General features: G+C 61.8%; 13 protein-coding genes. 7 read left to right on the forward strand and 6 right to left on the reverse strand.

Translation table 11 applies throughout. From position 1 onward, the window contains the following. Nucleotides 1-909, forward strand: a complete 909-nt coding sequence (locus AD662_RS16215) for a LysR family transcriptional regulator (protein ID WP_053188797.1) — start codon at nt 1-3, stop codon at nt 907-909. Nucleotides 910-912: 3 nt separating this feature from the next. Here AD662_RS16215 and AD662_RS16220 read toward each other — a convergent pair whose 3' ends face one another. Continuing rightward, nucleotides 913-1,167, reverse strand: coding sequence for a hypothetical protein (locus AD662_RS16220; RefSeq protein WP_003181187.1), 255 nt, complete (start codon nt 1,165-1,167; stop codon nt 913-915). 160 nt (nt 1,168-1,327) lie between these two features. On the opposite strand from AD662_RS16220, the gene AD662_RS16225 reads away from it, so the two are divergent. Then, complete coding sequence (locus AD662_RS16225; RefSeq protein WP_014338130.1) at nt 1,328-1,645, forward strand: ElaB/YgaM/YqjD family protein; 318 nt, start codon at nt 1,328-1,330, stop codon at nt 1,643-1,645. A 183-nt stretch (nt 1,646-1,828) separates the two neighbouring features. Here AD662_RS16225 and AD662_RS16230 read toward each other — a convergent pair whose 3' ends face one another. The 3 genes from AD662_RS16230 to AD662_RS16240 all read right to left on the reverse strand — a co-directional run bounded on the left by AD662_RS16230 (nt 1,829) and on the right by AD662_RS16240 (nt 6,235). Then, the gene (locus AD662_RS16230; RefSeq protein ID WP_053188878.1) at nt 1,829-3,706 is read right to left on the reverse strand and encodes a feruloyl-CoA synthase; all 1,878 of its coding nucleotides are present in this window, start codon (nt 3,704-3,706) and stop codon (nt 1,829-1,831) included. Between the two features lie 141 nt (nt 3,707-3,847). Beyond that, entirely contained in the window at nt 3,848-5,296 is a 1,449-nt protein-coding gene (locus tag AD662_RS16235) for an aldehyde dehydrogenase (protein WP_053188801.1), read from the reverse strand. A 108-nt stretch (nt 5,297-5,404) separates the two neighbouring features. Further along, complete coding sequence (locus AD662_RS16240; RefSeq protein WP_053188803.1) at nt 5,405-6,235, reverse strand: p-hydroxycinnamoyl CoA hydratase/lyase; 831 nt, start codon at nt 6,233-6,235, stop codon at nt 5,405-5,407. 213 nt (nt 6,236-6,448) lie between these two features. Between AD662_RS16240 and AD662_RS16245 the strand changes: the two genes are divergently transcribed. Next, nucleotides 6,449-6,934, forward strand: a complete 486-nt coding sequence (locus AD662_RS16245; protein WP_014338127.1) for a MarR family winged helix-turn-helix transcriptional regulator — start codon at nt 6,449-6,451, stop codon at nt 6,932-6,934. 152 nt (nt 6,935-7,086) lie between these two features. Here AD662_RS16245 and AD662_RS16250 read toward each other — a convergent pair whose 3' ends face one another. Beyond that, nucleotides 7,087-8,394, reverse strand: coding sequence for an OprD family porin (locus AD662_RS16250; RefSeq protein WP_053188807.1), 1,308 nt, complete (start codon nt 8,392-8,394; stop codon nt 7,087-7,089). A gap of 313 nt (nt 8,395-8,707) precedes the next feature. Here AD662_RS16250 and mhpT point away from each other — a divergent pair, with 313 nt between their 5' ends. From mhpT to AD662_RS16270, 4 genes are all read left to right on the forward strand, one after another. Continuing rightward, entirely contained in the window at nt 8,708-9,931 is a 1,224-nt protein-coding gene (mhpT, locus tag AD662_RS16255; protein WP_024617574.1) for a 3-(3-hydroxy-phenyl)propionate transporter MhpT, read from the forward strand. 88 nt (nt 9,932-10,019) lie between these two features. Further along, on the forward strand, nt 10,020-10,745 hold the full coding sequence (locus AD662_RS16260) for a CPBP family intramembrane glutamic endopeptidase (RefSeq protein WP_053188810.1): 726 nt from the start codon (nt 10,020-10,022) through the stop codon (nt 10,743-10,745). Nucleotides 10,746-10,810: 65 nt separating this feature from the next. Continuing rightward, the gene (locus AD662_RS16265) at nt 10,811-11,188 is read left to right on the forward strand and encodes a hypothetical protein (RefSeq protein ID WP_018601616.1); all 378 of its coding nucleotides are present in this window, start codon (nt 10,811-10,813) and stop codon (nt 11,186-11,188) included. Between the two features lie 82 nt (nt 11,189-11,270). Further along, a complete protein-coding gene (locus AD662_RS16270; RefSeq protein ID WP_018601618.1) occupies nt 11,271-11,699 on the forward strand; it encodes a hypothetical protein in 429 nt (142 codons plus the stop codon). Nucleotides 11,700-11,766: 67 nt separating this feature from the next. Here the strand turns inward: AD662_RS16270 and AD662_RS16275 are convergent, their stop codons facing one another. Then, entirely contained in the window at nt 11,767-12,465 is a 699-nt protein-coding gene (locus tag AD662_RS16275) for a tRNA (adenine(22)-N(1))-methyltransferase (protein ID WP_053188813.1), read from the reverse strand. Nucleotides 12,466-12,479: the final 14 nt, after the last annotated feature.

Below are 12,479 nucleotides of genomic sequence, written 5' to 3' on the forward strand. Positions count from 1 at the left end.
ATGAGCCTTATGAATATCGCCGACATCGACCTCAATCTGCTCAAGACCTTCGAAGCCCTGCATGACGAATCCAGCGCCAGCCGCGCCGCCGTGCGCCTGGGCGTGACCCAGTCGGCCATCAGCGCGGCGCTGAGCAGGCTTCGCGCGGTGTATGACGATCAATTATTCGTGCGAACGGGCCGGGGCCTGGCGCCAACGTTGCGGGCCAATCAACTGAAGCCGGTGATCAGTGAAGCACTGGATAAATGTCGCCAGAGCCTGGCGATGGTCGACCCGGGTGCCAGCCATTACGAAGGCCGTTCGGTCATCGTTGGCCTGTCGGACGATTTCGAGATTGCCCATGGGCGTCGCCTGATAGACGAAGTGGCCCGACGCGCACCTGGCCTGCGCTTGATTTTCCGCCAGACCCACAGTCAGATCGTCGGCCGGGCCCTGATGGAGCGCGACCTTGATCTGGCGATCACGGCGGGCGGTTTCGCCCAGCGGTTGCTCAGCCGCCAGGTGTTGGGTGAAGGCGATTACGCCTGCCTCCTGGACCCGGCGAGCCTGGCGCAGGGCCAACAATCCCTCAGCCTGGAGGCGTTCGTGGCCCGCGAGCATCTGCTGGTGTCTTCGGGGGGCTTCATCGGCATCACCGATGAAGGGCTGGCCGGGCTTGGCCTGAGTCGACGAGTCTGTGCCTCGACCACCCACTTTGCCGCGTTGCCGTTCCTGCTCAAGGGCAGCCAGGCGGTGGCGACGATTCCGGCCCATGCCGCCCGGGCCATCGCCGACCTCAGCGGCCTGGCCTTGCTGCCCTGCCCCCTGGCCTTGCCCCGCTACCCCATCGAACTGGGATGGCGAACCCACACGCAAATGGACCCAGCGGTGATCAAGGTTCGCGAGGCCATTACGGCAACATTCGCCTAAGTCTTACTTGTTGGCAGCCATCAGTCGATTGACTTCACTGCGCACCATGTTGGCGTACTCCGGCGGCGACATGCCGTCCAGTTCGGCACGCACCCACTCGGCCCACTTGCCCTTGCGTTTGGAGCGCTCGCCGAACAAGCGGGCAGCATCGCCCTTGGCTTTGCCCAGATTGTTTTGCCACAGTTCAAAGAGTCGGGATTTTTCGTCTTCCAGCGCGGCGCGCTCGGCCAGGGGCTTGTCAGCCAGATTGAAGCTCATGGGAATTACCTGTTGCGTAAATAGGCGCCATCTTACACCTTGCAGGGAAACGTCTTAACCACGATTTGTGATGGGCTGCGCCGACAAGGCCAAACGTTGCAACTTTTGCACAAGCGCAGCACTCCATTGATCAATGCCATCATCAACAAGGAGCACTTCAATGGCCCGTAAAAGCACCGTTCAAGCGAATGGAGAGCAAATCAAGGATCAAGCCTTCAGCGAACTGAAGGCGTTGATCGAGGAATCGGAGAAACTGCTCAAAAGCAGTGCCTCGCTGGTGGGTGAAGAAGCTGACGACCTGCGCGGCCAGATCTCCCAGAAACTGCAACAAGCGCTTGATTCGGTCGCCAGCGCACGGGAGCGTACCCGTCCGATGGTCGATGCCACTGAGGTCTATATTGGCGGCCACCCTTGGCAGACCGTGGCGATTTCCGCCGGTTTCGGGCTGGTGGTGGGCTTGCTGCTGGGGCGGCGTTAAACATCACGACCTGTGCGCGGGCAAGCCCGACTCCCATAGGGGCCGGTGGCGCACACAAATATTGCCTACACCACAAATCCACTGTGGGAGCGGGCTTGCTCGCGAAGGCGGTGTGTCAGTCGACATTATCCTTGACTGATAGACCGTCTTCGCGAGCAAGCCCGCTCCCACATGGCTTTGTGCTTAGCCCAACGTCCCCGCCCGCAGGATCGACGCATCCTCCCCGCGATACAGCGCCTCGACCTTCCCCGCCCGCCACTGCAACACCGCCCGTTGGTTGATCGAGCCCTTGTCGGTGATTTCACCGCGGTCGATGGAGGCTGGCTCATCGAGCAAGGCGATCCACTCCACGCGACTGGCGTTGCCGCTGGCTTCGCGATTCAGGCGTTGCAGCCAGTCGGCGAACCATTGACGTACCGACGGGCTGGCGAGGACCTGGGCGTCACTGGCGTCCGCGCCCAGGCCTGACAGGCGCCGGCATTCAGCAAGCCGTGGGAACACCAGCGCCCCCAGGCACTCGCGATCCGGTGCGGTGATCACCAGGTCCTGCACGTAAGGCGTGCCCTCCAGCACCGCCCGGTTGCGCAACGGCCCGACGCTGACGAACACACCGGAAGACAATTTGAAATCCTCGGCAATCCGCCCATCGAACATCAGCCCCAGTTGCGGATGGCTGGCATCGGCCAGCTTGATCGCATCCCCCGAACAGTAGAAACCGTCCTCGTCGAATACCTCGGCCGTTTGCTGCGGCGAGCGCCAGTAGCCGGGCATGATGTGCGGACCGCGAAAACGCCCTTCGAACTTGCCGTCCACCGGCACCAGGCGCACCTCGCAGCCAGGCGCTGGAAGACCGATGTAGCCGGCCATGGACAACGGCCCGGTGGTGAAGGTGCAGGACGGCGCCGCCTCGGTCATGCCCAGGCCCGCCATCATGCGGATACGTTCGCCGCAATGCTGCTCGGCGACCTTGTCGAGTCGGTCCCAGGTGCTTTGGGAAAGGCCCGCCGCGGCGAAGAAGAACAGGCTGATGCGCTTGAAAAAGCGCTCGCGCAACTCCCCATCCCGCTCCAGGGCGTTGACCAGTTCCTCCCAGCCCTTGGGCACGGTCAGGTAGGCGGTCGGTGAAATTTCCTTGAGGTTGCGCAAGGTTTCGGCGAAGCCCTGGGCAGTGGGTTTACCGTCGTCCAGGTAGAACGTGCCGCCGTTGTACAGCACGATGCCGACGTTGTGGCTACCGCCGAACGTGTGGTTCCACGGCAGCCAGTCCACCAGCACCGGCGGCACCTCGCCGAACACCGGAAAGGTCTGCAACAGCATCTGCTGATTGGCGCAAAGCATACGCTGGGTGGTGATCACGGCCTTGGGCAGCTTGGTGGAGCCTGAGGTAAACAGGAACTTGGCGATGCTGTCCGGGCCAGTGGCGGCGAACGCCTGCTCGGCTTCGACGCAGCCGGGTTGGGCCAGCAGGCTGGCGAAGCTTGTCCTGGGCCGACCGGCCATCTCGCCATGCACCGTGATCAAGGGCACGTCCGCTGGCAATACGGCGGTGATCGCCCGCTCGAACGGTGCGGCTTCACTGACAAACACCAGCCCCGGCTGCAACAGATCGCAGACGTGGCGCAGCTTGGCGAAATCCTGGGACAGCAATGAATAGGCTGGCGATACCGGGCAATAGGGAATACCGGCGTACATCGCGCCGAGGGCCATTTGCAGGTGCTCGATGTCGTTGCCGGAGAGCAGCGCCAAGGGTTTTTCAGCCGACAAACCGTAACCGAGCAGGCTTTGGGCGATGGCCCGGACACTGTCGAGCATTTGCGCATAACTGACTCGACGCCAGTCACCGCCGGCTTCACGGGCCGCGATGAACGTCTGCTCTGGGCGCACCTCGGCCCAGTGCACCAGGCGATCGAGCAACCGCGCCGGCAGCGGGGCCAGGGGTTCCAGGGAGCGCATGTGCAAGATGCCACGCTCTTCCCGGACTTCGACGGCAGGATGACCAATCGACACCTGGCGATACCGCCCGGCCTCGGGTCGGGAGGACGATCTGGACTCGGAACTCACGTACATTTCCTCCACCAAGGCACACTCGGGTCGCGATGCGAGCGGAGCGTGGCAGCACGGGGCTGCGGCCTTGTCATTGTTATTCTGGCCTGCATCGGGGCGATGGCCTTCAAGGCTCGATCGCCCGCGATGCGACGGGTTTCAGATCGGGTAATGCCGGGGACCGTTCTGCAAAGTCACCCAACGCAGCTGGGTGAAATGCTCGATGGACGCCTTGCCGCCAAAGCTGCCGTAACCGCTGGACTTGACCCCGCCGAAGGGCATTTGCGCCTCATCATGCACGGTCGGCCCGTTGATGTGGCAAATGCCCGACTCGACCCGCTGGGCCAAGGCTAGAGCACGACTCGTGTCGCGACTGAAGATGGCAGCCGACAGGCCGAACTCGGAATCGTTGGCCAGGCGCAGCAGCTCTTCATCGCCGTCACCGCGCAGCAGCACGGCCACCGGCCCGAAGGACTCTTCGCGGTACAGGCGCATCTGCGCAGTGACGCCGTCGAGCAAGGTCGGTTGCAGGATGCTGCCCTCCAACTGCCCCCCCGTGACCAGTGTTGCGCCTTTGGCCAGGGCATCGTCGATCAGCCCCTTGATGCGTTGGCCGGCACTGACGTCAACCAACGAGCCCAGCACCGAATCGCCGGCCGCCGGATCGCCGGCGCGCAGGGTGGCGATCTTGGCGGTCAAGCGGGCGATGAACTCATCCGCCACACGGGCATCGACGATCAGTCGCTCGGTGGACATGCAGATCTGGCCCTGGTTGAAGTAGGCGCCGAAGGCCGCTGCTTGCACCGCGGCGTCCAGATCAGCATCGTCCAGCACCAGCAGCGGCGCCTTGCCACCGAGCTCCAGCAACGCGGGTTTGAGGTGGCGCGCCGACAGTTCGCCGACGATGCGCCCGACGTGGGTCGAACCGGTGAAATTGACCCGGCGCACCGCCGGGTTGGCGATCAACCGCTCGACGATGGCCGGCGCATCGGCAGGTGCGTTACAGATCACGTTGACCACACCGTCACCCAGCCCGGCGTCTTGCAACACCTGGCCGATCAGCCGGTGCACCGCCGGGCTTATTTCAGAAGCCTTGAGCACCACGGTGTTACCGCAAGCCAGGGGCATGGCGATGGCGCGGGTGGCGAGAATCACCGGGGCATTCCAGGGGGCGATGCCCAGTACCACGCCGCAAGGCTGACGCAGGGCCATGGCGAAACTGCCAGGCACGTCCGAAGGAATGATTTCGCCATTGATCTGGGTGGTCATGGAAGCGGCTTCGCGCAGCATGTTCGCCGCCAGGTGCACGTTGAAACCGTACCAATTGGCCATGGCACCGGTCTCGCCGGCAGCAGCGACGAATTCACTGCTGCGGGCCTGCAACTGCTCGGCGGCACGCAACAGCCGCGTCCGGCGCTCGTTGGGTGCCAGCGCGGCCCAGGCGGGAAACGCCGCTTGGGCTGCGGCCACGGCGGCGTCGGCATCTTCCAGGGTGGCGGCGGCCACGCGAGACACCACCTCACCGGTCACCGGGTTGCAGCGTTCGAAGGTCCGGCCGTCACGGGCCGGGCACGACTGGCCGCCAATCAACAGGGGCACGTCCAGCATGGTGATTCCTCTTTATTGTCTTTATCGGGAATACATCGCAGCGGTGTAACAGTAGCGCCAGGGCGACGCAGCGAACAGCGGGATGCGGCCTGCCATTCGCCTGTCGTTTCAGCGCTTATAGGTTTGCAAGCCAGGCTTGATGCTCTTGTCGTCCAGGAACTGCTTCATGCCCTGCTCGCGGCCGCCTTCGGTGTCGAGCAGGCGCGACTGGTCGAGCTTGGCGTACAGGTAATCCTCGTTCTGCTCCCAGGTCAGCTCGCGGCAGCGCTTGAAACCATGCTTGGCGGCTCGCAGCACCACCGGATTCTTCTCCAGCAGGTTGCGCGCCAGCTCCACGGTGACTTCACGCAGTTGCGCCAGGGGCACGCTTTCGTTGACCAGGCCCATCTCGGCGGCTTTCTGCCCGCCGAAGGTCTTGCCGGTCATGATGTAGTACAGCGATTGGCGATGGCCCACGGTATCGGCCATGGCCTTACTGACGAGGTTACCCGGCGGGATGCCCCAGTTGATTTCCGAGAGCCCGAAGGTCGCTTCGTCGGCGCAGATCGCCAGGTCGCACGCCACCAGCGGGCTGAAACCGCCACCAAAGCACCAGCCGTTGACCATGGCGATGGTTGGCTTGGCGTACATGCGCAGCAGCTTCCACTGCCATTGCGACGCTTCACGACGGATTTTTTCCTGGAGGATTTCCGGCCCGGCATCCACTTCGCGGAAATATTCCTTGAGGTCCATGCCAGCGGTCCAGGCATCACCGGCCCCGGTCAGCACCAATACGCCAGCGGCCGGATCCTGCTCCAAGGTCTCGAGCACGTCGATCATCTCGCGGTTGAGGGTCGGGCTCATGGCGTTGCGTTTTTCCGGGCGATTGAGGATGACCCAGGCGATGCCCTCCGCGATTTCGACCTTGACCGTTTTCCAGCGACCTTCGTAATTGCTCATGATGCGTGCTCTCTTGTTCTTGGCTGAAGATGATCAAAAACTAAACCGGAAAATTAGTTATGTCAATTAACTATTAATCGATTTATCTGTATTTTTCCGGGCCTGGATCGAGGGTTACAAATCTCGAATATGCGCGACCCCATAGCCAGGGCGCCGCAACCCCGGCAAACTGGATAGCCTTGTTAACCACTTACCTTGAGGAAGTTCACTTCGATGGCCAAGTCTTCCAAGCTTGCCGAACCCGCCGAGCCCCTGGCCGCCGGTACCGACGCGCAAGCGCCGCTGGACTCCGCGCTGGACGACCTGATCGGTTACGCCCTGCGTCGCGCCCAGTTGAAACTGTTCCAGAACCTGATTGGCCGGCTGGCCGTCCACGATCTGCGCCCTGCCCAGTTTTCGGCCCTGGCGATCATCGACCAGAATCCAGGCCTGATGCAGGCCGACCTGGCCAAGGCCCTGACGATCGAACCGCCGCAAGTGGTGCCGCTGCTCAACAAACTGGAAAGCCGGGCCCTGGCCGTGCGCGTGCGCTGCAAGCCGGATAAACGCTCCTACGGGATTTTCCTGAGCAAGACCGGCGAAACGTTGCTCAAGGAACTCAAGCAAATCGCCGCGCAGAGCGACCTCGACTCCACGGCGACCCTCTCAGGGGCTGAGCGTGAGGAGTTGCTGCGGTTGTTGAAGAAGGTTTACCAATAAAGGACACCGCTCCCCTGTGGCGAGGGAGCTTGCTCCCGCTATGTGGGAGCAAAGCTTGCTCGCGACGAAGGCACCTCGATTTCTGAAAAACCGCAGTGCGTTCATCGCGGGCAAGCCTTGCTCCCACAAGAGCTAGCCAGGCACCTCGAAACTCACCAGATCGGCACGCTGTACGTCACCAGGAACCGGGTCTGGTTCTCGTCGCGAAATGCCGCGGTGCCCGGGAAATTATTGCGATAGATCGATTTGCGTGCCAGCAGCCCGACGTTTTTCAGCGGGCCGCCCTGGATCACGTACCCCAGCTCCATCTGGAACTCGCGCTCCTTGCGATCCTCGGCATTGAGGGCCGCCAGTTCGATGTGATCGCCACGCACATAACGCAGCCGACTCCGCAGGCCCGGCACGCCCACGGCGGCAAAGTCGTAGTCATGGATCGCCTGCCAGGTGCGTTCCTTGGCATTGAGGAAATCCGAGCTCATGGTCATTTCGCTCAAGCCCATCAGCTCGGTGCCGGACACATAAGGCGTGGCCGTATCGCCACTGGCATGCATGTAGCCCAGGCTCACGCGATGGCCGCCCAGGCGATAGCCGACCAGCGCCGAGACATTGCGGTTATCCACCTTTCCAGCCTTGGCCGCACCGTCTTCGTCGCTGAAAAAACTGCGCAGGTCGGTGGTCAGGACGCCGTCGCCCAAGGGCAGGTTATGCAACAACGCCAGGGTGTCCTGTTGGTACAAGTCCGCCACTTCGGCGTGATAAGCCCGCAGGCTGAGGTCTTTGTTGACCTGGTAGTCACCGCCCACGTACGCCATGTGGGAAGAAGTCGCCGCACCGTTGAAACGACGGTTGGGCGAGGCGATGCTCATCGCTTGGTAGTCGGTGGAATCGCGCCGGGCGATGCGATCGATATAACCGGTGTTCAACGTCAAACCGTCGATGTCCTTGGAACTGAGGGTCGTCCCGCGAAAGGTCTGCGGCAGCAGCCGCGACGGGCTGGCAAAGGCAAACGGCAGGAAGATCGACACATCGCCGGTCTTCACTGTGGTTTGCGCAAAACGCAGCTTGCCGGTCACGCCCAGGCGCGAATACTCATCCGCCGCGCGCTTATCGCTGCTCGACACCGGCAACAGTTCGGTGCCGCTTCGGTCCGGCGACGAGTCGAGCTTGATGCCCAGCAATCCCCTCACGTCGAGGCCGAACCCGACCGTGCCTGGGGTAAACCCCGACTCGACGTTCATGAACACACCTTGAGCCCACTCCCTGGCCGCGGTCTTGGCGCCGTCGTCCTTGTAGTCGCGGTCCATGTAGTAATTGCGCAGGGTCAGGGTACCGTGGCTGTCGTCGATGAAGCCCTCCGCCCGCAAGGTGGGAGCCCCCAGGCTCAGCCCGAGACAGGCCAGCAGATGAACGAGCGATGAAACAGGGCGCACCGTCAGGGCGGCCCGGGCAAGGTTTGGCATGTTCGATATCCACTTATTGTTGTTGTTTTGTTCGGCCCAGCCTTGGTGATGGGGGCCGAGGGAACCAAGAATGGAAACCGCACGGGTGCTTCGTCAATCAACAATGGCCGATAATCGAACATTAATATCATTAACTAATTTATCAATTAACCTGAAGATTCTCGCCAAACCGCTGATTTTCTTAATGATCTGGTCCGTTATTGAATTCCCTTTGGCCGCCTTCATTTTTTAGTTAGCTTTGTTAATCTTAAATGCACCCGCCGGTTTTCCTCCGAGCCGGTGTTCCCTCACAAAAACAATAAGAGGATTTGCCATGAACCAGCCGGCGCGTCGTGCGACGCTGACCATCGCCTTGTGTTTCATCGTTGCATTGATCGAGGGTTTCGACCTGCAGTCAGCCGGTACCGCAGCCGCTGGGCTGCGACAGACGTTTGCCCTCGACCCGAAGATGATGGGCTGGGTATTCAGCGCCGGGATCATCGGGCTGTTGCCAGGTGCGTTCTTCGGTGGCTGGATCGCGGATCGCATCGGTCGCAAGAAAATCCTCGTCGCCGCGGTCTTGCTGTTCGGCGTGTTTTCCCTCAGCACCGCTTATGTCGAACACTTCTCCAGCCTCTTGCTGGTGCGCTTCATGACCGGCCTGGGCCTGGGCGCCGCCCTGCCCAACCTCATCGCCCTGTGCGCCGAAGCCGTGGGCGAGCAGCGCCGGGGCACGGCCATCAGCGTGATGTATGCGGGCGTGCCGTTGGGTGGTGCATTGGCGGCAGTGGTCGCCATGTTGTTTGGCGAACACTGGCAGATGACGTTTTTCATCGGTGGGTTGGCGCCCTTGCTGGTGGTCCCGCTGATGCTCTTGTGGCTCCCCGAGTCCAGCGCCTTTCGCCAGGCGCAGGATGGTGGTTCATCGCGCGATTCCACCGCCCAGGCGCTGTTCGGTGAAGGTCGCGGCCGTACCACCATGGCGCTGTGGCTGAGTTATTTCTTCACCTTGACGGTGATGTACATGTTGCTCAACTGGCTACCGTCGTTGCTGCTGGAACAAGGCTTCAGCAAACCCCAGGCTGGCCTGGTGCAGATGCTGTTCAACATCGGCGGAGCGCTTGGCTCGTTGCTCGGCGGCCTGTTGTTGGACCGCTGCAACGGCATCAAGGTGGTGCTGTTCGTCTATGCCGGCCTGCTGAGCGCCCTGGCCGGGGTCGGGTTGTCCGTCGGCATCGTGCCGATGGCCATTGCCGGGTTCGCCGCCGGGTTGTTCGTCATGGCCGCGCAATTGGTCCTCTATGCCCTGGCACCGCCCTCCTACCCTACGGCCATCCGTGCGACGGGGGTTGGTGCAGCAGTGGCCATCGGACGCCTGGGGTCGGTGGCCGGGCCTCTGGCCGCCGGGCAGATCCTGGCGGCCGGGGGCGGGACCACGGCCGTATTGCTGGCGACGTCTCCTGGGTTGGTGGTTGCGACGCTGGCTATTCTTAGTGTGATTCGTCATTCGGCAGCGCCGCGGTTGAGTACGACGAAACCGGTTGGGGGGCATTCCTGAGCAGGCCGTCCACAAAGTCGATAGGCGCTCATCCCAGAAGATCAAAACACTGGCATCATGCCTTTTTCCTTGCACTCATGGAGTGACTGTGACGAATCTGTGTACCGCCTCTGAGTTGGCATCCGCCTCCACTTTATCGCCCTACCGCTTTTTTCCCCGACTCGGGATGTTTGCGCTTGCCACCCTGGTCGTCTTCCTGGCAGCAGTGCCCGAGGTCCTTTTCGTACCCGCAGACATGCAGGCCTACCTGGCGTTCACGACAACCTCCGGTATCACCGCGCTCGTTCTCCTCGCCCTCTTCGCCTTGCAATACCGTGCCGATGCGCGCACCCAATGGCGTGGTCATTCCATACGCAACCCCCTGCGGTGGGGGGCGCTTGGCATCATTGGGGCCTACCTGCTTTTCGGGGTCGCCATATTCGTGCTGGGGTTGCCGCGAGAAGTGTTCATGGCCGAGCTCCTGGAGGGGCTCAACGGTTGGCAGGCCACGATCAAGATCGCCTCGCTGATCGTGCTGCCGCCCATCGCTGAAGAGTTGTTTTTCCGCCATTACATGCTCCGGCTGTTCCCCTACGAGAACAGCCGTGCCTGGACATGGATCGCGATCATCGTCACGTCAGCCGTGTTCGCCAGCATGCACATCCAATACGGGAATTGGATGACTGTCGCGCTGATCTTCGCCTGTGGAGGCGTATTCGCTGTTGCGAGAGTGGTCAGCGGTGGCCTGCTGGTGCCGGTGCTCCTGCATTCGCTGGCCGAAATTGTCGCACTGACCACTGACAAGTCTTTCTCGCTGATGGGGCTTTACGGTTGAATCAGGCAAAGGTGCAATACCAGACGATGATTTCGCGAACGCCAGCACCTCAAACAAGGGTAACCATGAACACTCACGCAGCGTGCCTCGGACTGCTTGCCTTGACGCTCCCCTTCCTGTGCGAGCCCGTCCAGGCCTCGACGTGGCAGATCTGCCATATGGAGCTGCGTATCGTCGAGGTCCTGAAACAACCCTATCCGCAGCTTCAGGCGCAGATCGTGAAAGCCCGGCCGAAATCCGCCTCGGTGGAGTGTCCTGCACAAGGCTCATCGCTCACCTTCACCCCGGAAACCCCGGACTACCAAGCCACACTGCCCCGCCGACAATGGCCCGGCAAAGGGCAGTCGGTACGAGTGGACTACCGCTACCTGGATGGCGTTTGTAAAGGCGACGGTAACTCGTATGCGTGTCGTATCAAACACTATTCAGTGGTCGGTCAGTAGGTAATGACAAGGCGGGGACATTAGCGACAATCGTCGTAATGCCTGTCGAAATGGAACATCAATACTTCAAGGAAATGCGTAGATGCTGGAAAAAATTGTGAAGTCCAAGGGGGTCGGTTTTCTGGTGGTCGACGCTGAGTTGAATCAAGACAACGCCGAGGCTTTTTTTACTATCGCTGGGGCTGGCGATGCGGGTGTGCTGGGCAAGGCACTGAAGAAATTCAAGGAAAAACACGGGGGACTTTGGGTAGGCGGGAAGATGCTGCTGACCCCGACCACGATTCACTTGAACGCCAATTGGATGAATCGAATTGCCCAAGATGGAACCCTGGATATTGAGGTCCCATTGGCATCGATCCGAAATGTCAGATTCGAAAAGAGTCTTATCACCCATATCGTCCGACTGGACACTGACGAGCAGTGCATCAAGTTTCGCTGCTTCGGGGCAAAGGAAGTCGCCGCGCTGATCGAGGAGACGATCCTGGCGCAGGCATCGGTCTCGGTGCTCTGAATGCAGCGTTCACCAACGGGGGGCTGCTACGCAGCCCAGCGAAAGCAAGCTCCCTCACCACAAGGTCTCAGGCGGCCAACAGCTCGCTGATCCACCGGACCTGCCGAGCAACCTCTTGCAGCTTCTCTTCCGGCACGGCTTGCCGCGCCTTGGCGAAGCTGGTGAGGGTCTTTTGCTTCTGGCGCAGCAGGCGCTGCCACTTGGCCAGGAAGATCGGGGTGCGGGCTTGCAGCTGCAGCGGGCCGAAGTACAGCTCCTCGGCCGTGTACGTCACCGGCCCGGCGCGCTCGGCGACGATGATCTCGTAGTAGAAACGGTTTTCCCGCAGCACTTCCTCGCAGAGGATGCGGTAGTCGTTCTCCATCAGCCATTGGCGCAGCGGTTGTTCACCGCCATTGGGTTGCAGGATCAGGCGCTCCTGAGCGCTCAACCGCGCTTTGCCGCTGTCCAGGATGTCGCGGATCGTCTCGCCGCCCATGCCACAGAGGCTGATCGCCGTGATCCCGTCTTCCGGCTCGATCGCCGCCAGGCCATTGGCCAGGCGCACGCTGATCTGCTGTTCCAGGCCATTCTCGCCAACGGTGCGTTCGGCGGCGCGAAACGGCGTCAGCGCCACCTCGCCAGCCACCGCCATCACGATGGCGCCACGGCGCAGCAAGGCCACCGGCAGGTAAGCGTGATCCGAGCCGATATCGGCCAGTCGCGCGCCCGCCGGCATATGCGCCGCCACGCGCTCCAGGCGCATGGACAAGGTCTGTTCGTTCAACTGCAATTCCCTGG

Origin of the sequence: Pseudomonas kilonensis (assembly GCF_001269885.1) — a bacterium.
GTDB classification, from domain to species: Bacteria; Pseudomonadota; Gammaproteobacteria; order Pseudomonadales; family Pseudomonadaceae; genus Aquipseudomonas; species Aquipseudomonas kilonensis.